Source organism: Wansuia hejianensis (assembly GCF_014337215.1).
Lineage (GTDB): Bacteria > Bacillota > Clostridia > Lachnospirales > Lachnospiraceae > Scatomonas > Scatomonas hejianensis.
Window position 1 is genome coordinate 3,410,005 of record NZ_CP060635.1, and the last position, 22,514, is coordinate 3,432,518.

The following is a 22,514-nucleotide window of genomic DNA, read 5'->3' on the forward strand; positions in this document are numbered from 1 at the left end:
GCAGGACGTTGGTCTGACAAAGATATGAAAGCTGGGCTTAGTTTTCTCCCGTTTCGGGCAGTGATGCGAAGTATTCCCGTACCCGTCCGTAATAAATACGGAGAAACTTGTTTGCGCCGGCAGTCATGTAGACGTAGTAAGGCTTGCCCTGAGCACGTTTTTTATCCATAAAGACGTAAACGGGGTCGTCAATGGGCGAACGCTTGATTAGCCCGTCCATGATCTGAAAGAGCGTCCTTCGCAAATGGGGAGAACCTTTCTTTGAGGTACGCACGCTCTTCTGGACGTGTTTGCCGGAATCGTTCTTTCCGGGATCGACGCCCGCAAAGGCTGTTAGGGCTTCCCGGTGCGTGAAACGCGTCACGTCCCCGATCTCAGCCATAAGCTGCGGACCAAGGGTAGAGCCGACGCCGTTCATTGCCATGACAACGGGATATTCCGGTAGAGCAGAAGCGGTTTCGTCCATCTTTATCCGAAGGTTTTCCACGGTTTCGGAAGCGGTGTTTAGCATGGCGACAGCCTGCCGGATGAGCATTTTCGTGTTGTCATCTTTCGGGAACACGGCAATGAGGTCGCAGGAAGCCTCGTAGACTTTCTCCGCTTTCTCCGCACTGAAATTGTAACCCTTGTGCTTGCACCATTTCCGATAGTGCTCCGTAAAGGCGGAAAGGGATTTTCCCCGGACACAGTCCACATGCCAGTAGGTGTAAACAAAATCCACCCATTTCTGGCTGCCGTCGCTGCGGGCGGGACTGTCAAAGAGGTCGTTCGCGCCCGGGTAAGACTGGTCGAGCAGTGCAATGAGGTTGTTCTTCATGGCAGTTTTCTGTGCCATAAAGAAGCTGAACTGCCGGTTCATTGTTTTGAGTTGGTTGCGTGTTTTATCCATGCTTCCATATTGCTTCAGTTTTGCCCATCGGTCAAGAGTATATCGTGCGATTTTTTTGGAATCCGCCTTGTCCGTCTTGGGAGAGCGGAGGGAATCATCAGCGAAATCCCTGATGAGGACAGGATTTACGGCACTGACAAAGATGCCGGCGTCGGAAAGCCAGGCGGCAAGCGGCTCGTAGTATCTGCCCGTGTGTTCCATGCAGGCTTTTGTCTCGCCGTCAAGGCTTTGGATTTGTTTGATTAATTCATTGATGGCGGACTTGGTGTGTGGGATGTCGCGGGGCGGCATGAGGACCACATCGCCTGGTCTGCGGATCGTAACGGTGCTTTTGCCTTTGGAAACATCAATACCAACAGCGTTCATAATGGATACTCCTTTGTAAATGGATTAGCAATGGTCAATACCAGTTTTCCCATTGCCTATTCAATCTACTGGGTGTTTCACACGAACGTCTCATGGTTCAACCTGCGTAAAACGAATGCTGCGAATGAGGGGGCTGGTTGGCTGACTTTTCTACGGACGTAAAGTCCTGAAAGGAAGGAGGCCAGACCTATTGCCATACTCATTCTAACAGCTTAAGCAACAAGATGGATAATTCCTTACTGGCTGTAAGGGGTATTAACCATAAATATATTGTAGTAGAAAGGAAGAGAGAGGAAAACAGAATGGATAAATTTGCTGAGAACTTAAACAACATCTGTACGGCGGCAATCCCCTATGTGTGGGTTTTGGTAGTAGTGGCATTAATGGTCACTGGAATTATGCTGATTATTCCATCAGAGCGGGTGCATCATAGTGCGCTCAAAGCACTACCATTTATCGTTCTTGGCAGTATTATCGCCATGGGCGCTGTCTACCTGGGGAAATGGCTGACCGGATTAATTGCATTTTAATATTGAGGTGAAGAAAATGAATGAAGAGAGAAGGCAAAAAACAGAGTTTGAAAAACAAAATTGGAAATCTGAAATAACCACGGTAGAAAGGAAAAAACGACTGACGGAGTATAGCAGCCACATAAAGAACACAACAGATAAAAAATCAACAGGGGAGTAAAGAAGATGGAAAAAAATAGTATTGGCATGAGCAGGGAAGAATTTCTCGAATCTTCCAGACTGCGGCCGTGCAGCCTGGAAGCTGCAGAACATGAATATTCCGATTTGCCATCTTTTACGTATGATGGCTTAGCATTTGTTCCATATTTAAAATTATCGGACGACACAACGGCGATGATACGGCATGGTTCGTGGTTGCTGGACAGCCTGCATATCGAAAGAGAAGAATGGCTGCAAATAGCAAAGGAAAACGACCAAAACAGAAAACCGGTATTACGAACCCTTGGAGGCATTATCCAAGAAATTTTACCGGAAACGGACACAAGCTATCTGAATGAACTGCCTCAAAAGGATATGCTTTATTATTTTTCTTATGAGGATATGTATGGTGCAACCGTTATATTAAATCAAAAAGCTATGGATGCTGCCGCAGAATCACTGAAACGAAAAAGCCTATATTTGCTGCCATCTAGTGCACATGAGCTGTTGATTGCACCCAACGGGGCAGATCCAAAAGAATTACAGAAAATTGTAGCCGAAGTGAACCGATCAGGTTGTGTAAAACCAGAGGACGTATTGTCAGACAGCATCTACCAGTACCATCCAATCACAAAAGATATGAAACGGTATGATGGAAGAAAGTGGATCCGTGATGTACACGAGAAACAGTTTTCGGACAGAAAACGTGATGATAAGGACATAGAATTGTAGTCAGCACGAGAAACTGGAGGGATTATGGCTCAGAAGACAAATTCCGGGAAAACCCGGCAGGAAAAAATTGAAGCAATTACAGCCAAGTTGGAAAAAGGGATTCATGATTTTTTTGAAGGCGGACAGTTTCAGACATATTTGAAAACATTGTCAAAATTCCATCAGTACAGTCTGAATAACCAAATTATGATTGCAATGCAGCGTCCTGACGCCAGCTATGTAGCAGGATTTCGGGCATGGGAAGAAAAATTTGCTCGCCATGTAAAAAAAGGTGAAAAAGGGATTCAGATTTTGGCACCAATTGTCCGGAATGAAAAGGATGAAGTAACCGGTGAAATAAAAAACACTTGGATAGCCGGCTTTCGGCCCACATGGGTATTTGATATATCGCAGACGGTGGGGGCACCACTTCCACAGATATGTAAGCGACTAGATACAAATGTCCTTGATTTCAATGAAAAAAAGCAAATTTTGTGTGCGATTTCCCCTGTACCGGTCACGTTTGAGATGTTTTCAGGCGAAGCGTATGGCTATTACCGTAAAAAAGAAAATAGAATAGTCGTTAAGTCTGAACTTCCGGAAGCCCAGACGCTTAAAACTCTTGTCCATGAAATTGCCCATGCCCATATGCACAAGGATACCGAAAAGCCTAGGGATGTAAAGGAAGTGGAAGCGGAAGCTGTGGCCTATACCGTATGCAGCTATTATGGCTTAGATACGTCAGATTATTCTTTTGGTTATGTGGCAGCCTGGAGCTGTGGGAAGGAACTGGAGGAGCTTCGGGGAAGCATGCAAGATATACATACTGGTGCGTCAGATCTTATTCATGCAATTGAAAAAGAAATGGTGCGCGTAAAAAGCATGGAAAAGGAAAAGCTTCCTGTTGTGGGGCAGCCCGCCGCCGGCCGGATAAAGTACATCATTCAGCCTATTACCGGGGAGAAGCCCACGCAGCTGCAGACCAGGGAGCAGATCAAAGAGTCTGTAAAAGGGCCCAATTTAGCAATTGCACCTGGCGGGGAGCATACGGGGCATGTGGCGCCAAAATGGAAAAATGTGAAGCAAAAAGAAAAACAATGGGAGGAGGAAATTGAGGTTTGAACGGATTACTGGAAGAACTTGCGGCGCGGATGGGATGCATGTATCTGTCAGATCTTACAGAAAAACCCTTTCAGGAGATCCAAAGGACAATTTCCGATCTTTCAATTAACCAGTATTCGGCAAAAGAATGGGTGGATGCGGTGCAGTATTTGACGAATCAGATACATGACCATGGGCAGACAGCCCAATATCTCCTTAGGAAACATAGTGAGCTGCCTATAACGAAGCAGGAAAAACTGGAGGTAAAGGAAAATGGGCGGTATTGCGGGAAATATAAGTAGCATTACGGTAGAAGCACTGCTTCCATATATATACTTATGGGTTGATAACCAATGGCTTCTGAATACTAACAGCTTTTTTATGAGTATTTTACGGGCGGTTGGTTGGCAGATCTCAAAATGGCTTACAGCGTTGGCAACAACATGCGCAAAAATATATGATTTGGCTTTTTCGTTTGTTGATTTTTCAGCGTTCCAGCCCGTCCAGGATTTTGTTAATTCCTTTCAGCCGGTCATTGCTGCAATCATTGCGGTTTCGTTGTTTGCAGTTGGGGTGATGCTGATTTTTCAGCATGACCGTAAGCCTAAAATTGCAATTAACATATGTCTCGCGGTGCTGGTAATCAGTTCTACGACCTATGTCTTGCAGCTAATGAACAATGTATTGTTGGCTGGGAAAGATGCGATCGTGGGATCTAATTCCACAACGCCTATTTATGATACGGTAGCATCCAATGTCTATGATTTGATCTATATCGACGAGCAGGTGGGCCTCGCTAACCTGACAGGAAACAAAGCGGATTATCCGGCATATGACACAATCACGCCCAAAGAACTGGCTGCAATTGACCCCGCGGAAGTCATTAATTTTAATACAAATAGGATGGCAACCGAGGAAGCAAATGTAATTTTGAAATATAAATTGGTATACAACCATGGCAAGGACTATGGGTTGGAAGAAGTGTACAACGGATTCGGTTGGAACTCGGCAGACGACAATGATTGGTTCAATGGGTTTTATTATCGTTATAGTATAGATTGGTGGCCAATGTATCTGTCGCTTATCAGCCTATGTCTGGTATACCTGCTTATGGGGTATAAGGTATTCCGGATTCTATTTGAAGTGGGGGTGTATCGAATCATTGCGCTTGTGATGTCAGCCAATCTTTCCAATTCCCAGAAAGCCCTGCAGATACTGGATGCGATTAAAAATTCCTACATCGTCCTGTTGATTACCTGCGTGCTTTTAAAGTTTTATAGTCTGGGAGCAAAATTTATTAACCAGAGTGCCATTATTAATAATGGATTTGTCAAAGGAATCTTTCTTATATTTTTGGCTATGGCGGTCATTGATGGACCTAACCTGATCCAGCATCTGTTCGGTATCGATGCAGGTCTGTCCTCCGGAATGGGACGGATGGCTGTCGGTTATCATATGGCGAGTAATGCTGGGAGTGGCGCGGCGTCACTGATCAGCAAGACGATTCAGAAAACTGGGAACATGATCAAAGGGGCTGCCGGTAAAAACAGCCCGGCAGGATCAGAGCGGATGGGAAGCGATAAAAGCAATCTGAATGGCCTGAACCATGGTGGAACCACTGGCAGTCCAAATTTAAGAGGTTCCGGCGGTAATTCCCTAGGCTCTCCTGGGAACGGTCCGGACGGAACTCCGGGAGGGCTGGCAGGCGCAAGGCAGACAAGCACCGGGAATGCAGCTGCATATGTTGGAGCGGGTGTGGATGCAGGAACTCTGGGAAACGAAAATGCATCCGGAATGCAAGGTGCTTCCGGTTCGAAAAAAAATGACTTATCTGGAGCTACTGGTTACGGGAATGCCGAATCGGTACAAGGTACCGATGAAAACAGCAGCATACAGAATCAAGAAACCGGATCCGACCTCTCAAGGGAAACAGAAGAAAATGAAAAAACGTTTGGCAGCTCCGGTGCACCGGATGAATCGGAACTAGAAGGAAACAGTAATCCCCTGGAAGGCCTGGATGCTTATGGACAGACTGGGCTGTATAATGAGCTCCCGCTTCAGGACGAAGCAGGCCTGCAAGAGACGAGAAAAGGCCCATCCCAGTTTGGCGGCCGCTTATTTAAGGAGCTATTTGCTGCTCGTCAGGAATCCTATCCAACACAAGATTACACTGGTCAGATGCCGGAAGCTGAGCATGGAATATCCGGAAGCAGCTGGTTAATGGAAGAGTATCAGAGAGAACAGGAACAGAAGAACACGTTGCAAGACCCGGGAACAGTTCCGGATAAAAAAAATAACAGAGCAACGGTAAAGATGAAATGTTTTTGGAAGGAGGCGTAAGCATGAGATATCTTGTTACCCAGGAAATCAAGTCCCCCTCAAAAGTGGGGAAAGGATTGTATGTTCAGGATTTTTTCTTCCTGATTATTTATGGCGGGCTTTCTGTTGTGTCTTCCGGATTGGTCAATGGGAGCTTATTGCTCCCTTATGGAATTTTCTCCGGCTGTATGGCTTTGGGATTAACGGCATCTTCGGCAAAAAACCGAAAACGGCGGAACCTGCAGAGCATGATTTTATATATCCGGAAATCCAGATCAGTTTATAATCCAATCCAATGCCCACTGAAAAAAGAGGAGGGACTGGAAGGTGTTAGGTAATTATTTGATATTTGGCGTAGTGGTCTTTGCTGCCGCATTACTGGTGATTAGTATTGTATTCCTGCAGGAAAAGCGAAAGGATGCGTCCGCAAAGGCAAAAAAGGAAGCGAGTATAGAAATGGAAAGGGAGCCAGCGAAACGGGGCTGGAAAAGTCATTTCTGGGCTCCCCCGGCCCGGTCAGTGCTGGAACAGCTTCCGATTCAGTATTATGACGCAAAAGGTTATTATGTCCTAAAAGACGGAAGTAATCTGGATCTATTAATGATCCAGTCAAAGGATCTGGTCACCTCTTCTCCGGATGAGGTAGAGTTCGATTGCCTGAAGTTTGGAAAACTGTACAAGATTTACGGAAATGATCTCAAGCTTGTATCATTGAATTTTCCGTGTAACACGCTACATCAGCAGCTATATTTTAAGCAGAAGATGGTAAAGGCAGGAAACGAAGTGTACCGGCACTGGCTGCAGAAAAAGCTGAAAGAATTAGAGGCATTGGAAAAAACCCATACCACTCGGGAGTTTTATCTTATGTTTGATATTGTCAATATTGGTTGACACATTTATCTCAAAGATATCACTGCCTATGCAGCCTGTTCCAGAGATTGGTAGTATCTCTGTCGCTTAATTATCGGAGGAAGCCCACCGTTGGCAGAGCAGATCCTCCTGTTATTCCAGTAACTGATGAAGTATCTCCAAATGAGAACCTTCAGTTCCTCTATGGTCATAGTCTCCGTATTGTAGCGGTCATAGAGAAGCTCACTTTTCATTCTGGCCCACATGCTTTCGCATCGGGCATTATCGTGGCACCTGCCACCAGCACTGTTCATGCTTTGAATAATACCGTATTTAGCAAGAGCCTTACGATAAGTTTCACTGGTATATTGTGTTCCTCTGTCAGAGTGTACAATAGCCCCTCGCAGATCAGGATATGCCAGATAGGCATTATCCAGGGTATGCTCACACAACGTTGCTTTCATGTTGGTTTCCATTGCCAGACCAAGGACACCGGAATCAAAGCAGTCAAAGATAGCTGAAACATACAGTTTCCCATCTTTAGCCTTGATTTCTGTAATGTCAGTTACACATTTTTCAAGTGGCTTGTCGGATTTGAAATCTCGCTTCAGAAGATCATCTGACTTACGAGCTTCCCGATCAGCCTTGGTAATACCATTCGGCTTACGCTTTGGTTGATGACTAAGGCCTATTTCATCCATGACCCTGTAGACGGTTCGCTCACTGGGAATCTTGAGTCCTTCCGGTTTCTTAAGGAGAAGTGCCTGATACATGCGAATGCGCCCATATGTATCATTGTATTCATCTTCAGTATGGATTGCTATCATAGCATCAGCGAGATCCTGATATTTCCAGGGCCGGTCTTTATTAGCAAGATATTTGTAGAACCCCTGGCGGCTGACACCAAGCATCCGGCAATAGAATGAGAGTTTTCCCTTAATCGCGCCGTCTTCCGTTTTTATGGCAATGAACATCATTCTTTGGTTCTTGCTGACTTCCGACGGCTGGCTGCGAAAAAAGCACTTGCTTCCTCGAGAAATTCATTTTCCTCTTTTAGACGCCGGATTTCTTTATCCTGATCCTTAACACGTTTGCGGAGCATAGCAAGTTCCTCAGCGAGACTCATGGCACTTTCTGGAGTATGTGCACCGTCGCCAATATCCAATGTACCGGCTCTAACTGCTTTCAGCCATGTATGGATGGTTCCTTCTGGAATACCTAATTCTTTGGCTGCCTTAGCACCGCCGATTTCTCTGGCAAGTTTGACAGCCTGGATCTTATATTCGTGGTCGTATTTACGTTGAGTACGTGACATTGAGAGTTCCTCCTTATTCTCTTTATTATACATGAATTCTTTGAGAATAAGGTGCCAACTTTATTTATACGACATCATATTTACGAGCTGCCGCAGCAGGTGTCAGACCACTGGCTGTCGAATGTCTGTAGTATCAAAGATACGGTAGCATCCGTTGACATTGCAACAGAAAACATTTTGGAAGTGAAAAAAAACCTGAATAAATCCATGAAGGAACAGAATGTACGCTTCCATGAAGCGCATGATTTTGGGGAGCGTTTGGCCGCGGAGCAACGGCTTAAAGAAATGGAAGCACTGTATGAGGAGATCGTCGCCATGGGCGAGGTGATCAAGATATTAAAGATTCGGATCTATGTGGCTGACCGTTCCTTTGCAGCACTGGAGGAAAAGGTAAAAGGGATCATGGCTACGCTGGAAAGCAATGGCTACAGGCCGACCATATTTTTAAATGAAATGCAGGCCGAGTGGCGTTCGATCTATCAGCCATATGAGGAACAGCAGAAAGAAGTATTTGCCGTTTATGGCCAGCCCCTGCAGTCTTTGGCCGTGGCCGGAGGAAACCCATTTCATTTTTCGTCCTTAGAGGATCCCTACGGGGATTATCTGGGGAGTACGCCCTGCGGTGGGAATGTCCTGTACGATGAATTTATTAAAACCCAGACGCGGCTGTATTACAATTCCCTGGTGGTAGGAACGATGGGATCCGGGAAGTCTACGCTTTTGAAAAAGCGGTTTTTGGCGCGGGCGATCCGTGGAGATTATGTCCGGGCATTCGATATCACCGGAGAGTTTACGCTTCTGACGAAAACTCTTGGCGGAAAGGTACTGAAGTTGGATGGCTCTGCGGGAATCTTAAATCCACTGGAAATCCTGCGGAGCGGGGAGACAGAAGGGCAGTCCTACATGCGGCATATTTCCAAGATGTCTACCATTTACCGTTTCTTAGCCGGGCAGGCGGTACAAGTGGAAGAAATCCTGGATTTTGAGAACATATTGAGGGAGCTATACGAGTCACTGGACTTAAGTCCCCGCGCAGTTTCAGGGATAGAGCAGCAGATTACGGGGTTGCCAGCTAGCCGTTACCCAACGTTTTCTGTGCTGCTGGAATTTATCCGGCAAAGGATACAAGAACTGCAGCAGAGAAAATATGGAAAATTGGAACAGGCACTGGCAGAGCAACACATACTGCAGTACGACAAGATCCGCCGTGTACTTGAAAATATTGTCCGAAATTATGGGGATCTGTTCGATGGCCCGACAACCATTGATAATATTTCCGATGAGCAGATTGTCACCTTTGACATGTCGTCTGTTAAAGAAATGAAAGCGGAAATCTTTGACGCACAAATTTTTAACATGGTGTCATTTTGTTGGGGCAACTGCGTTACAAATGGAAAGATCATGAAGGAGCGCTATGAAGCGGAAGAAATAGATTGGGAAGATATAGTTCGGTTTCTGATTATTATTGATGAATCCCATCGTTGGATCAATACAGAAAAGCCGCATGCCTTGGATCAGATCCTGGTGTATTTACGTGAAGCACGAAAATTTTTCGGAGGAATCCTTCTGGCCAGCCAATCCATCCGCGATTATGTCCCGGAAGGCAGCAGCGCCGAAAGCATTAATAAGATCAAAACAGTATTTGAGCTGACACAATATAAATTTTTGTTCCATCAGGATTCCAACGTGCTGCCGCTGATTGATACCATATTCGCCGGGGTTCTGACCGAATCACAGAAAGTTCGAATTCCCAAATTGGAGATCGGAGAAAATGTCCTATGCATAGCATCGGACAAGAACCTGGAGTTTAAAGTCTATTTGACAAAAGAAGAGGAGCGGTTGTTTGCAGGTGGTGCGTAATCAGTTTTGAGAGTCAGCTATTCTTTCAAGGTTTTTTTCAGTGTATCCATGCTGGTATATCCAGGAACATCAGGGTCATAGGAGATACATTTGGCTTCGGTCAGTGCAACCAGTGTACGTTGACTATAATCGGTCAGTTACACCTATCAATCCGGAGCTTTGTTGGAGTTGGTGACATATATAACCACCAGCTTTCATTTATATTATTGCCGTTTGAGGTAAAGATGCCAATCAAAAGAGTTAGTAAAAACAGGTAAAGGACAGAAGAATGAATCGGTTACGGAAGAAAATCATCTGGATGGTTGTGGGCACATCACTTCCCGCTCTGCTGCTTTTTGTGCTAATTGCAGCTACAATGGCGGTTAGCCTTGTTTCAATCGGTTCAAAACAGGAAACAGAAAAACTAAAACGGACAACTTCAAGCGATGGATATTTGACAGGTCTGGGAAATGGTATGGATGGTTTGACGCCCTTTTCATATTTTTGTATCTATGAGGGCGGGGCCGAGTTATACAACTCGGTTATGGGTGATGGTGGCCGGGGCTGTGGTGCTTATGGTTTTGACTACGAATATGATCTGCAGCCGTTCCTGGACTATTGCTATCAGTACAACACGGTAAAATATGGTGCGTTGTATCCGTATACATCGGCACAGATCGCAAAAGAAAATTTATATGGAAATCAAAATCTGGCTGACGCCTGGCGCGCCGTGTATGCTGCAGATCCTACTGATTTTTCCAGACGCCAGGATACATATGTGTACGATACAAAGTACCTGGCAATTGAGGCATACCATAAAGCCAGGGGCCTAGATTTATCTGGAAGGCCTGACGTGATTAAAGGTTTGTGTACGTCCATTCACAACCGGAAAGGCATGGAAACATCCCGGTATTCTTATATCACACAATCCGGTGTAAGCAATGAAATGTCGGATGAGGAGTTTATTACAAAGCTATGTGATTCTTTTGGAACCCGGGGTGGTTATATTTACGAGCGGTACTGTGTGGATTATTCATCCGGTGCTTGCGGATTGCTTTGCGAAAAAAATATGGCTCTGGCAATATTGCATGGGAACTATGGGAACAGCTCCGGAAATGTCGGAGCGGAAGTAATTAATCATGTACCATATTACAACCAGGGAGATTATGGACATATCGCGTTTAACAGCGGTACAGTGAAATCGGATGGCTGTGGAATTGTGTCATTTTCGATGGTAGCATCCTATTTTTTAAATCAAAATATTACGCCGGAGGAAACCGCGCCATGGGCAATGGGGAACGGAGCGAATACAGTGACGAATTGGGGTGCCTATGCCATATTAGCCAGCCACTACGGAATCACGTTAGAGTCACAGAAGACCGGGCCCTTGTATGGCGGATCCTCAGTTCCAATTATACAAGCCCTGCAGCAAGGTAAACTGGTTATTGCTAGCCATACCGGCGGCTATTTGAATCCTTCCGGTTCCGGTCACTATGTAGTATATACAGGAATCACAAACAACGGGAAGATCACCGTCAATGACCCGGGTGACCGAGCAAAAACTCAGGAATCCGCAGATAACGGAGGATTCGACCAGACATCAGCGTTTTCCCACTGTAAGCAGTATTGGATATTCAGCCGATAGGTATAGGAGGAATAAAATTGGACAGAAAAAAATCGGGAATCATATGTTTTATCGGCGCAGCCACCATTCTATGTTTTGTGGTATTTGTGAGCATTTCCCAGGAAGCACAGAAGCAAGATCCACAGAAAAATGTGACAGAAAGTCAAAAAAAACAGGAAGAATCCTCCGAAGAAACTGCTGGGGTCCCGGATCCGGAAGAGGAAACGCTTCCGGAGGCCACAAAAGAGCCGGAGGAAGAAACTCTTTCGGGGCCTGAAATTGCTTTGGTAGGGGATGAAGTTGCCGCCAGTCAGTCCCAGAATATGGCGGAGGCAGTCCGGTTGATCGAGACAGCGAAGGAGTTCTTAGGGACGCCGCATAACTATATTGGAACAAGTCCTTCAACCGGATTTTCGGATTTGTCGTATGTCACATACTGCATGAAACAAGCCGGGATTGCAGACTTCAAGGTAACATCTTATGACATATTATATTCCCGGTGCCTGTCCGAATCGACAGAAACATATCTGCCAGGAGATCTGATTTTTTTTGAACAGGGCGGGAACCTATGTCATGTAGGAATCTACCTGGGGAATCATCGAATGATCCATTGCGGAACAAACGTAGAACAAGTGGAATTACAAGAAGGCTGGGAAGAGATTATTGCCACGTTTGGTCGGGTCTGTAGCTATGGTACCCAGCCAGACAGAGAAGGGGATTATGAAAAATATGTCCAGGAAAATTAGCATGTTGTGTGTTTTTTTAGGACTTTTGATTGTAGCAGGTGTCCTGAGCTATAGAAATGTCCGTCTGGAAAAGGAAAAGATAGACCTGGAAGCAAAATTGGAAATAAAGCCGGATGCGGATGCAGAGCTGCAGGAAAAGTTAGATGCATTCTACGAAAAAGAATATCAGCAAAAGGGCATGCAAGAAGAGATTCAGACGTTAGCAAAACAGTTTCTTGTGACGCTCTATCAGTCACCGGCCACTTCCTATGGACAGCTGCCCTATGTACAGGAGTATCTGACAGATCAGGGGATCCGCAGTCTGCTTCTGAAAATGGATCCGGTCACCTATGCGGAAGTATCTGAGGATATAATACATGCAATTCGTTCCGATGAACAGTTAAAGAGCCCGGAAAACAGCAGATCAGCAGCATCCATGCAGCTGATCACAAATGACATGTATGTACGCCTGGCGGAGGATCAACTGAGAGCGCAGATTTTGGTCTTTGCGGATTGCAGTTTTACGGAAAATTCAGACGTTGCAACGGCCAGCATACTTCTGCAGGCAGAATGCGTGTACACGGAGACGGGCGGCTGGAAAATTGACTCACTGACAGATTTCCGGCAGCTGTAGCAGGAGGAGGTGATTTTCATGTTAAGGCATAGTAAGAGCAAAGGAATTGTAGTATTTCTTGTCCTGTTCTTGTGCGGTTATGGATTCTTTTTTTCCTCTAACCTGTGGATGCCGGTTTCAGGGAATGCCAATAAATTAACCAAATTTAACCAGCCAATGGAGTTTAACAACCGGACGGTAACGCTTCTACGTTGGGATTATTCAGAAACAGAACACAAGATGGAAGTGGAACTTGAGGTTGAAAATCCAACATTCGATGGAATTAATACCTATGAGTATTGTGCGATTGACGCCAGCAATTCGAAGCTGAATGTGGTTCCCATCCTTCAGGATCCGGATTATGTGGTGCTGCAGTTAGAGAATGTACCGAAACGGTGGAGCGAAGTTTCTCTGCGGATGGGGCTTCCCGAAGAATCCGAAGATGCCACAAATACAGTGATATTGCGGATGTATACGAATGTAAGGGACGTTCAGCGGGTAAATTCATTGGAGCCTAAATCAAGAAACGATTATCTCATTCAACGGATGGATCTGCAGATTGCCTATTATGAAGAAGAGATACAAGCCCTTGAGCAGACAATCCATGAACAGGAGGAGTATCAGAAAAACGCGCAAGAGGAAATCAAGCGCTTAACGGACAATAAGAAGTTCCAGACAGAAGAAGAAATTGAAGAAACGGACCGACTGATTCAAACGGCGGAGCAGAAGCAGGAAGCATCAGAAGAGTTAGTCCAGCAGAACAAAGACGAAATCAAAGAATACCAGAAAAAAATAGAAAAGACAAATGAAAAAAAAGCATTATTTCGGGATCAGGAGGGATAAAAGATGTATATATTGCAGACTACACAAGGAATGATGGGATTTGATGAAGCAAAAAGATTTGAGATCAACGAACAGGTTTTTATAGCACTCAATCAGAAAGCCGAAAAGCTATCCATTCTGGTTCGATTTCTGACTCTACGAGAGATACGGAATGACCGTTACCTGGAGATAAGGTCATATTACTTTGACACGACGGAAGAGCAGGCAGAAAACAGTCAGGGAGAGCCCTGCATCGCAGTCTGTGAACTGGATGATTTTGCAGATGCTGCAGCCATGGTAGCAAAATTGGCAGAAGAGTTATAAGGAAGGAGATATCCATGATTACATATATCGGGCCGGAAAGCCGCGGTAAATGGATGGAAGAGGAAGCCGCCCGGTGGGGGGAAAGCTTCCGGATGGTTCCGGAACGGACAAAAATTGCGGATCATGTCAATGCAATCCTGGATGTCAAATGCGACTATATGATATTTGACATTGAACAGTATGCGGATTCAGCAGATGTGCTTGCAAGCCAGATTCTAAGCGTCCACCAGGTGAATAATGCAAAGGTGATTATATATGCTCCAGGATACCGGCCAACGAGTAATGTGATCGTCGCTCTTCTCGGAAAACAGTTTAAGAATTATATTTTCGGAGTAAATCTATCGGATCAAAAAGATGAGCTTGGAAAATGCCTGAACGGTTATTATGATACGCATAGCATTAAGGAATTTGGCTATGTAGAACCGGTGCTGCAGGAAGAAGCAGCTAAAGAATATTTGAATTTTCATAATATCGGTGTGGTCGGAGCGAATCCCCGGATGGGGACTACGACACAAGCGATACAGATCATAAAATATCTGCTTCTAATGGGATATAAGGCCTGCTACATCGAAATGAACGGGCATCATTACGTCGAAACCCTGAAAGACTGGTATGAAGTGACTTGTGACGATAACTTGGGGAAGATTACATACTGCAGCGTGGATATGTTCTATGACCTCACCAAGCTGCAGAGCGTGTTAAAACAAGGATACGATTATTATGTCTATGACTATGGGGTATATAATGATCCAGATTTTAACAAAATATCATTTCTGGAACGGGATTTCCAGATATTTGTCTGTGGATCCGGTCCGGATGAACTAGAAAAGGCATACCAGGTGCTGAGAAATTCATTTTACAACGACGTATATTACATATTCAACTTATCTCCGGAATCTGACCGGACAGAGTTGCTGGAGCTGATGGAGGATAAGCAGGAACAAACATTTTTTAGTCCGTATACGCCGGATCCATTCGTATACTGCAATTCGGACATTTATCAAAAAATGGTTCCTGTAGAAAACAGGAATACACCTGAAACCGAAAAGAAACGTTTTTTCCGCATACGGGGAAAGAAAGGAAAAAATGAACAAGTTTAAGCGAAAACTTGTAGGTGACATTAAAAAGGAACTGGCACAGGAAAAAGAACAGGAAAAGCTGCAGGAAAAGTACAAAGTGGATCCGGATGTTCTGATTGTAGAAAAAAGCAATATGGCAAAATTTCTGCTCCGCAGCATTGGAAGGATCATTCAGACATCGGCGGTGATCACACTGTTAATCTTTGCGGCAATAGGCATTTTGTCTCTGGTTTATCCAGAGACACGGGAAGGACTTTATAAGATATATGAGCAGATCATGCAGGAGCTGCAGCAGTTTTTCTGACGGGAAAAGCAGTTTCAAAAAAACCGGGTGGGAGAATCTATGAGCGAGCTTAAGGTTTTAAAGGCAACAAATTATTTGAATATCCAGGGATGGATGGTAACAGAGCTTCATTTGAAGGGAAACCAACTGCTGATTTATGCAGTTATCTATGGCTTTTCACAGGATGAGGAGGGCTGGTTTCATGGTTCCCGTGCGTATATTGCCGAATGGTGTTCGATTGATCAGCGGAACGTTACGAGCAATCTGGCAAAATTGGTCAATGATGGCTTGATTTTGAAAGATGCGCGCAATGAAGATACCGGTCTGTGTAACCGCTATCGAATTAATCCTGACCGGCTGGTTTTCTTAAATAACTGCCATGAAAACCCGAAAGGCATGAGTCTCCAGGAGGAAGAAGGAACCGAAGAACCGGATCAGTCATCAGCAAATAACGAAAATATCAGACAATTAAATGAATTGTCACATGTATCCGAAGCGCTATTAGAGGGGGATGATGTTTCATCACCCCCCCTGGAATACGAAAGAAAACCTTTGCAAAATGAGGCATCCATCCCGGAAAAAGGCGGTTTTCAACCCGAAGAGACAGGTTCTCGTGCCGCAGGGGGGATGATGTTTCATCAGGGGGGAGTGATGAAACATCAGGGGAGGGGTGATGAAACATCACCCGATAATAAAGACGATAATAAAGATAATAATAAAGATTTTTATATACCAAAAGTTTCTCCCTTCTTATCTTATCCAGAGGCTCCGAACGGAAGGGGATACATAGACAAAAAAACACCTCATAAACCGGATGGCGTCAAACAAAGTCCGGATATACCGGAAGAACAATACCGGGAACAGTTGCGCAATTTGCCGAAAAAAACGATCCCGCCGATAGAGAAGCAGAAAAAAATACAGCGGGCGCTTAAAGCTGCAATTGGTTATAAAAAAATACATGCGGCACACCGGGAAGACCCAAGAGAGCTGCAGATTCTTGAGGATATTGTAGGAACATTGACAAATGAGGTGTATATGTGCCGCAGCGAGACAATCCGCTTTGGGCGATCCGACAATGATACAAGGTTGGTGCAAATGGAATTTTCAAAATTAACCCGTGAACAGGTCGAATCGGTAATGTCTAACTTGAAATGTATTGAAAAGAGACCACGTAATATCATTTCCTACCTGCTGACATCTTTGTATCGCAGCCTGCACAGCCAGGCATGCCAAGCGGCGGTCAGTGAATATGCAGCAAAAAATGGCCATAACCCACCGGAAAAACAGTTCAATCATTTTCCGCAAAGGAAATATGACTACAAAAAGCTGGAACAGGAACTCTTCAAAAAGCAACTCCTGGAAGATGGAGAGGAACTGCCATGATTCTTGGGTGCAGGGAGGAGATCCCTGCGGGGGGGGCAGGAAACGCATTGGGAGTGTGGAGCGACCTTTGTGCTTACTGTGGGGGCAGAGCCCCTAAAATGGGATAGGAGCAGACGCTCCTCAGGGGGACGGAACGGACCACTGTTTCTTCCGGCCAGAGTACGGCGGGAAGAAAGCGTAGGGAGCAGACAGCAGGGCTCGTCAGAGGCATGCGGTTTGTCTGCTGGGGCAGCGCAGTGCCCCATTCCCTTTGGGCAGCGAAGCAGCCCGAAGGGAAGCCAGGATAGAAAGAGACGTTCTGAGCAGGAGCGAAGAATGTATCTTTCGTAAGGAGCGCAGCGCCTTGACCGAGGGGATTCTCCAAAGGGGAGCAGAGCGCCCCTTTTGGACAAGATAAGCGCGCACAGCAAGCGGTACCAAAAATGGAGCCCACGGCAGTGGAGTGGAATTTTTGGTATATCTTGTATATGCCACAATGTTCTGTGACGTATACAAGCTGGCCGTATGAAGATACGGGCAGCGCAGGGAAGCAGGATTGGGAGCGTAGAGCGACCTTTGCTGTTTCCCTGATTCTTCCCGTTTGGAGCGTAGAGCGACTTTTGGGGAGAATTATACGTTGTAAAGTGGCATATACAATCATTGCAAACGGACAGAAGAAGGAGGTTTTGATGGCAGCATTAACGAAGCATACGGAATCGGGTGTGTACTATCACTTGTGCCATAATACCCGTGAATATGGCCCAGGGAAGGCCCCGCGGAATATTGAGATCGACCAGGAACGGATGGCGTTGAACTATACGCTGCATCCGTCAGACCGCGGAAGGGATGCGGGGGATCATCGGCAGTCAATGAAATATTACCGTCAGCGTATGAAGTCTGTCTACAAGATGGATCGGAAAGACACGATCTGTACGGCGGAATGGTGTGTGACTGCACCACATGATTTACCAAAACAGGAGCAAAAAGCTTTTTTCGAGTCTGTTTATGAATTTATGAACAGCAAATACGGCGAAAAGAACTGTATTCAGTGTATTACTCATTTTGATGAAGGAGTTAAAAACGGAAAAGGTGAAGTCATAGCCGGATCACCGCATATGCATTATACATTTCTTGCCACAAAAGAAGTGGACAATCAAAAAGAATATGCAGAGAAACTAGAATTGATTCAGGAAAAATATAAGGAGGATCCCCGTGGATATGAAAAAGCAAAAAACAGGCTGGATCATTCAAAGAAATATAAATATCCAGAAAAGCTGGACTTTAAAGGGGTTTTAAATAGAAAACATCTGCAGACATTCCATCCAGAGTTGCAGGCATGGCTCGATAAAGCAGGAATTCAAGGAAGCGTCTATAACGGCGCAACCGGAGGCAGCAACCGTTCAGTCGCGGAGTTAAAGCTGGAAACAAAGGAAAAGCTACTGGCCAAGGAAAAACAGAGGAATAATGAGTTGGAAAGAAAAAACAAAGTGTTAAAGGAACAAGTGAAGGCGCTGCAAAAACGTGTGAACAGCACAGCAGTTCCCGGAAAAGCAGGATGGAAAACCCAGATGCATTGGGGAAACCGTGACATAGAGCAGGAATTATAAAAATTTATACGAAGGAGTCATACATGAGAGCACGTATCTTGAAATTTATTTGGAATTATCATCTGATCCTGTTGGTAGCAGTAGGTATCGTTATTTGCATTTGTGTCCCGAAGTTAAGTGATCTGTTGGCAGAGCAGTTGCCAGAGCCGGTAAGAGTCATATGCACCCCGATTAGCTGGATTTTCGGCGGAATCATGTTTGGTTTGATTTGTGCGTTCAGCATCCGGCGTTCGGTATACCGGGTAAAAACGCGTGGCCGAAGCTACAGCCAGGATTATAGGCGTTACAAACGGGGATATTCGGAACTGATAGATTATTATACCGATGCAGACCCCTATCAGATGGATGCAGACTGCCTGCCTGAAATATCATGGAAAGAAACGGAAGGAGTCATGTTAGGGAAATATGGCAAAAAAATCATAAAACGGGATTCGGAAGGAGTAGGAAACCTGGCCACATTTGGCTTGCCAGGTTGCGGCAAAACCACAGGGCAGATCATACCAACGGCATTGCAGTTTGCTGGCAGTGTTTTAGCGATAGACATCAAAGGAGATATACTAAATTCCACAAAAGACAAAAGAAGAATCAAGGTATTTAATCCGGAAGAGCCTGAAAGCAGTTGCCATTTCAATCCGATTGAAGGGCTTGCAGAATCACCAGTCCATGAACGGAAGCTTTTCCTAGAACGTATATCATTTATTTTGGTGCAGGATGAGAGCGATTCTGCGGGGAAGTATTTTGTCGAAGGAGGTCGTAATTTTTTCTGTGGCATTTCGTTGTACCTGTTGCATCAAAAAGCACAGATTACGTTTCCGGAAATTGTATCGGAAATATTGCATGGCAATGCAATCGAATGGGTTGAAAAAATCATAGATGGAGATTGTGGCGAAGCGCAGGAATATTTGGCGAGCTATTGGGGATCCAACGAAAAAAACGTTGCCGGATGCTACAATGCAATTTCCAAGGCGCTGCTGCCCTTTGGCAGTGGGCCGTTGGAAACACTGTTAAACGGCAGAGGTGAGGTTATATCTGTCAATACTCTTGAGGAAGGACACGATGTCTACATTGAAATTCCGCAGGATAAGATCAAGGTATATGCCCCGGTTACGACATTGATCGTACAAAATTTTATGACCGGTTTTATGAGAAGGCCAGATGCTTCCAGAGGAGAAAAGTTACGTCCTATTATCTTTTTGCTGGATGAGTTCCCTCAGCTGCGTTTTGAGTTTGATACACTGTCCGCTGGTTTATCTACACTCCGGTCGAAAGGAGTTACCTTGTTCCTAGCGCAGCAATCCATCGCGCAAATCGAGAAACGATACGGAGAAGCTGGCTGCAGGGAAATCATTGACACATGCGCATATATTTCTATCCTGTCTGCACAGGATCCCAAATCCAGGGAGTTTTTCCAGAAACTGATTGGAACGCGGAAAGTACTTAGAATAAGTAATTCGGAGAATCGAAAAGATGTCAGCAGAAGTATTAATGAATCCAGAGAATCTATCTTTCAGCCAGAGGATTTTGGAAATCTTGATGAAAAATTAATTATCTACGCAAATGGACGCTATATTAAAGCAGAGAAAATTAAGTGTTATGAATAAGGGGTCAAAATTGACCCCTAAAACAGAAAGAGTGAATCCATGTATGCAAATGAATAATCAATCATCAAGGTAAGGTGAGGAATAAACGGTTTTAAATATTCTGCTTGCAATGAACTGTTAGCCAGCATATTACATGTCCTATGAATACTTCCATCACCGCAAATTAAAGGCTCCGTTTAGGAAACGATACTCTGACAGTGTGCTGTTTTAGAAAGCACACTGTCAGAGTAATGAGATGGAAATGAAAATTATAAATTACGAAGGTTGCAGCATTACGGGGATTTATAATTGGCTATTTCACAGGTAGCTTAATTTTACATAAAAAGAAATTCCTTGTTTTCAAACGTTATTGATTATGGAGCTGGTAAAATCATAGGATTGTGGATAAAACTACGGAAACGCAAGTTCTGATTTTGATTGCTATGCCAGCTGCTTCTTGCTATACTTAATGGCAGGAAGTGACTGGAAGCTACTAATTTATAGGGAGGATATTCTGTTGGATAGAAATATTAGCATAATCACAGACTTGAATGGAAATAAAATCGTTCTAATTAATGATATTATTTTCAAAGGGAAAAAGTCTATCAATTGGGATGCTGTTAAAATGTATCTTGAGTCCTATGTGGGTGAGTTTTATGAAATAGCCGATACAAATGATATCGTGTATATTGGTAATGACCTGCCGGATGAGTATACGGGTTCCCGATATACCTATTCTTTAAAAGGTGCGAATGCGAAAGCAAAGGCCAATGCATCACAGGGGATCCCCCAAATGCTGGAGATTGCAGTTGGAAAACATTACAGGGAAAATTTAGGGGAAAAGCATCAAAGAAGTGCCGCAAATGGCTGGTACAGATATAATTCTCGCTTCGCTTTGCCAGTCTATGATGACGGGGGCGAAGTTGAACGATATAATGTGTTCCATGCGTCTATGTTGATCCGCCATGCGAATGATGGGAAAATGTATCTGTATGATATTTTAGACATAAAAAAAGAAACGAGCAACCCGTTCAAATCATAAGATTCTACTTGGTAAAAACCCATTCCTTAATTCTAAGTATAAAATACGCTTATTGGGTTGTCAAGTGAAAAATTCTTGCGAGTTTCAGACGAAAATGGAATAAGTTCACAAAGGCACTTGCCAGAATAGCAGAGGAGCATAAAGAAGTATTGCGAAAATACTAACCTATGCCAAGTGAACGGGAAATAAGAAACCTCTATGTGAATGGACGAACCATTTGCATAGAGGTTTTCTTTTGCTTCTTAAAATTTTTCAGCGTCCGTAGGACACGCAGCCGTCACCGAATGGGGACGATCTTGGGGGCTTGGGGGTTATCCCTCAACAAGCATTTTGGCGAGTAGAAAACCCGCCAAAATCGCAAACATGTACATGTTTGCATTGCTTGCCAATCTGTGAAAACAGTCTATGAATATAACTGAATTTCTAATTGTTTTGAAGCAATACTCGGACTGCTTGCGGCGTTTCTCCAAATCTCTGCTGAAAGATATGGTAGAAATTTGATACTCCATGATAGCCAACTGCTTTTGCGATGTCGCCAGTGGACATATCGCTTTTTTCAAGAAGTTCCAGAGCAAGTTCCATCCGCAATGCCCGAATGTATTCCCCAATGCTTTTGCCTTCTGTAAGCTGAAATGCTTTTTGGAGCTTGTTTTTGTTAAGAGCAACGCTTTTGCTAAGTTCAAGAATTGTGGGAACACTGCCGATGTTTTCTTTAATCAATCGCTTTGCCTGTAAAACGGCTGCAATTTCATCTTCACTTAGGTAAACAGGCGAAGCCGAAGTATATCGCTGCATCAAATCCAGCAGATAACTCGCAGCAGTCAATCCCTGTCCACGCATCCAAAGCTGAAATGCGTCTCCTGCAAGTGAGCAATTTTCAATACGCCGATAGATAGATAACAACTCCGGTGAATGAATCTCATTGCAGGTTAGAGATTGTTTAGCATCCTCCCAAAAGCTGTCATAAAGAGACACGTTATTTTCTCGAAAAAAAGATTCCTGAAAATACATTCCCCGAAACCGGAGCCGCTGCCCACCGGATATTTTCATAAAAAGAGGGACCGGAGAATTAAAAACATAACAGTCTATGCCGTTGCGGGATTTCCTCATTTCGGATTTTCGGTTATAACTAATCATTTGTCCTTCTTCCGTAAAGCCGATCCCTATATATCTCTGTTGGATTTGCGAACGGAACACTATATCCTTTGGAAATATAACGTCAACAGAAGCCACACAAAAACCATGCAAATCTCCCCAAAACCGGACATAGGAAGTCTTATCGAAAAAAGTAAACAAAGTGCAGTTTCCAATTTCTTTTTGTTCGGCTCCCAGAGAACCATAAAACAGCAATGTTTCATCTATATTATGAATTGTAATCATAGTAATCACCTCTATA

At 44.4% G+C, this 22,514-nt stretch carries 24 protein-coding genes; 20 read left to right on the plus strand and 4 right to left on the minus strand.

Features of this window, described 5'->3' with window-relative positions; all coding sequences use genetic code 11:
* Positions 1 to 37 precede the first annotated feature (37 nt).
* Positions 38 to 1,255, minus strand: a complete 1,218-nt coding sequence (locus H9Q79_RS15595) for an IS110 family RNA-guided transposase (RefSeq protein WP_118648864.1) — start codon at positions 1,253 to 1,255, stop codon at positions 38 to 40.
* A gap of 302 nt (positions 1,256 to 1,557) precedes the next feature.
* Between H9Q79_RS15595 and H9Q79_RS15600 the strand changes: the two genes are divergently transcribed.
* Genes H9Q79_RS15600 through H9Q79_RS15630 form a run of 8 tightly spaced genes read left to right on the plus strand, consistent with a single transcriptional unit; the run spans position 1,558 to position 6,945 of the window.
* Entirely contained in the window at positions 1,558 to 1,785 is a 228-nt protein-coding gene (locus H9Q79_RS15600) for a hypothetical protein (RefSeq protein ID WP_249328699.1), read from the plus strand.
* A gap of 16 nt (positions 1,786 to 1,801) precedes the next feature.
* Positions 1,802 to 1,945: a hypothetical protein gene (locus H9Q79_RS15605; RefSeq protein ID WP_249328700.1), complete on the plus strand. Its 144-nt coding sequence runs from the start codon at positions 1,802 to 1,804 to the stop codon at positions 1,943 to 1,945.
* 5 nt (positions 1,946 to 1,950) lie between these two features.
* Positions 1,951 to 2,655 (plus strand): DUF5688 family protein, encoded by a 705-nt coding sequence (locus tag H9Q79_RS15610; RefSeq protein ID WP_118648834.1) that lies wholly within the window; start codon positions 1,951 to 1,953, stop codon positions 2,653 to 2,655.
* A gap of 24 nt (positions 2,656 to 2,679) precedes the next feature.
* The gene (locus H9Q79_RS15615; RefSeq protein ID WP_118648836.1) at positions 2,680 to 3,756 is read left to right on the plus strand and encodes an ArdC-like ssDNA-binding domain-containing protein; all 1,077 of its coding nucleotides are present in this window, start codon (positions 2,680 to 2,682) and stop codon (positions 3,754 to 3,756) included.
* Complete coding sequence (locus H9Q79_RS15620) at positions 3,753 to 4,037, plus strand: hypothetical protein (RefSeq protein ID WP_118648838.1); 285 nt, start codon at positions 3,753 to 3,755, stop codon at positions 4,035 to 4,037. The genes H9Q79_RS15615 and H9Q79_RS15620 overlap by 4 nt, the downstream gene beginning before the upstream one ends.
* Positions 4,009 to 6,075 carry a pLS20_p028 family conjugation system transmembrane protein gene (locus H9Q79_RS15625; RefSeq protein WP_118648840.1) on the plus strand — a complete coding sequence of 689 codons (2,067 nt, stop codon included), beginning with the start codon at positions 4,009 to 4,011 and terminating at the stop codon, positions 6,073 to 6,075. Before H9Q79_RS15620 ends, H9Q79_RS15625 begins: the two co-directional genes overlap by 29 nt.
* A gap of 2 nt (positions 6,076 to 6,077) precedes the next feature.
* Complete coding sequence (locus tag H9Q79_RS18695; RefSeq protein WP_118648842.1) at positions 6,078 to 6,392, plus strand: DUF5592 family protein; 315 nt, start codon at positions 6,078 to 6,080, stop codon at positions 6,390 to 6,392.
* Positions 6,382 to 6,945, plus strand: a complete 564-nt coding sequence (locus H9Q79_RS15630; protein WP_118648844.1) for a hypothetical protein — start codon at positions 6,382 to 6,384, stop codon at positions 6,943 to 6,945. Before H9Q79_RS18695 ends, H9Q79_RS15630 begins: the two co-directional genes overlap by 11 nt.
* 26 nt (positions 6,946 to 6,971) lie before the next feature.
* On the opposite strand, the gene H9Q79_RS15635 is transcribed toward H9Q79_RS15630, so the two are convergent.
* Both H9Q79_RS15635 and H9Q79_RS15640 read right to left on the minus strand, forming a co-directional pair.
* Positions 6,972 to 7,880 carry an IS3 family transposase gene (locus H9Q79_RS15635; protein WP_118648884.1) on the minus strand — a complete coding sequence of 303 codons (909 nt, stop codon included), beginning with the start codon at positions 7,878 to 7,880 and terminating at the stop codon, positions 6,972 to 6,974.
* Complete coding sequence (locus tag H9Q79_RS15640) at positions 7,877 to 8,218, minus strand: transposase (RefSeq protein WP_118648886.1); 342 nt, start codon at positions 8,216 to 8,218, stop codon at positions 7,877 to 7,879. The genes H9Q79_RS15635 and H9Q79_RS15640 overlap by 4 nt, the downstream gene beginning before the upstream one ends.
* 51 nt (positions 8,219 to 8,269) lie before the next feature.
* Here H9Q79_RS15640 and H9Q79_RS15645 point away from each other — a divergent pair, with 51 nt between their 5' ends.
* The 12 genes from H9Q79_RS15645 to H9Q79_RS15700 all read left to right on the plus strand — a co-directional run bounded on the left by H9Q79_RS15645 (position 8,270) and on the right by H9Q79_RS15700 (position 21,118).
* Positions 8,270 to 10,078: a VirB4 family type IV secretion system protein gene (locus H9Q79_RS15645; protein ID WP_249328701.1), complete on the plus strand. Its 1,809-nt coding sequence runs from the start codon at positions 8,270 to 8,272 to the stop codon at positions 10,076 to 10,078.
* 268 nt (positions 10,079 to 10,346) lie between these two features.
* The gene (locus tag H9Q79_RS15650; protein WP_118648493.1) at positions 10,347 to 11,702 is read left to right on the plus strand and encodes a C39 family peptidase; all 1,356 of its coding nucleotides are present in this window, start codon (positions 10,347 to 10,349) and stop codon (positions 11,700 to 11,702) included.
* A gap of 17 nt (positions 11,703 to 11,719) precedes the next feature.
* Positions 11,720 to 12,427, plus strand: coding sequence for a C40 family peptidase (locus H9Q79_RS15655; RefSeq protein ID WP_118648495.1), 708 nt, complete (start codon positions 11,720 to 11,722; stop codon positions 12,425 to 12,427).
* Position 12,428: 1 nt separating this feature from the next.
* Positions 12,429 to 13,040, plus strand: coding sequence for a hypothetical protein (locus H9Q79_RS15660; RefSeq protein ID WP_118648497.1), 612 nt, complete (start codon positions 12,429 to 12,431; stop codon positions 13,038 to 13,040).
* 18 nt (positions 13,041 to 13,058) lie between these two features.
* A complete protein-coding gene (locus tag H9Q79_RS15665; protein ID WP_249328702.1) occupies positions 13,059 to 13,862 on the plus strand; it encodes a coiled-coil domain-containing protein in 804 nt (267 codons plus the stop codon).
* A gap of 3 nt (positions 13,863 to 13,865) precedes the next feature.
* Positions 13,866 to 14,165 carry a hypothetical protein gene (locus H9Q79_RS15670; RefSeq protein ID WP_118648501.1) on the plus strand — a complete coding sequence of 100 codons (300 nt, stop codon included), beginning with the start codon at positions 13,866 to 13,868 and terminating at the stop codon, positions 14,163 to 14,165.
* 14 nt (positions 14,166 to 14,179) lie between these two features.
* Positions 14,180 to 15,265, plus strand: coding sequence for a hypothetical protein (locus tag H9Q79_RS15675; RefSeq protein WP_118648503.1), 1,086 nt, complete (start codon positions 14,180 to 14,182; stop codon positions 15,263 to 15,265).
* Positions 15,252 to 15,548: a hypothetical protein gene (locus H9Q79_RS15680; protein ID WP_118648505.1), complete on the plus strand. Its 297-nt coding sequence runs from the start codon at positions 15,252 to 15,254 to the stop codon at positions 15,546 to 15,548. Before H9Q79_RS15675 ends, H9Q79_RS15680 begins: the two co-directional genes overlap by 14 nt.
* A gap of 39 nt (positions 15,549 to 15,587) precedes the next feature.
* Entirely contained in the window at positions 15,588 to 16,910 is a 1,323-nt protein-coding gene (locus H9Q79_RS15685; protein ID WP_249328703.1) for a helix-turn-helix domain-containing protein, read from the plus strand.
* Positions 16,911 to 17,578: 668 nt separating this feature from the next.
* Positions 17,579 to 18,496, plus strand: coding sequence for a plasmid recombination protein (locus H9Q79_RS15690; protein WP_249328704.1), 918 nt, complete (start codon positions 17,579 to 17,581; stop codon positions 18,494 to 18,496).
* Positions 18,497 to 18,519: 23 nt separating this feature from the next.
* Complete coding sequence (locus H9Q79_RS15695) at positions 18,520 to 20,097, plus strand: type IV secretory system conjugative DNA transfer family protein (RefSeq protein ID WP_118648513.1); 1,578 nt, start codon at positions 18,520 to 18,522, stop codon at positions 20,095 to 20,097.
* A 496-nt stretch (positions 20,098 to 20,593) separates the two neighbouring features.
* On the plus strand, positions 20,594 to 21,118 hold the full coding sequence (locus H9Q79_RS15700) for a hypothetical protein (RefSeq protein WP_118648515.1): 525 nt from the start codon (positions 20,594 to 20,596) through the stop codon (positions 21,116 to 21,118).
* Between the two features lie 423 nt (positions 21,119 to 21,541).
* Here the strand turns inward: H9Q79_RS15700 and H9Q79_RS15705 are convergent, their stop codons facing one another.
* A complete protein-coding gene (locus H9Q79_RS15705) occupies positions 21,542 to 22,498 on the minus strand; it encodes a helix-turn-helix transcriptional regulator (protein WP_249328705.1) in 957 nt (318 codons plus the stop codon).
* Positions 22,499 to 22,514: the final 16 nt, after the last annotated feature.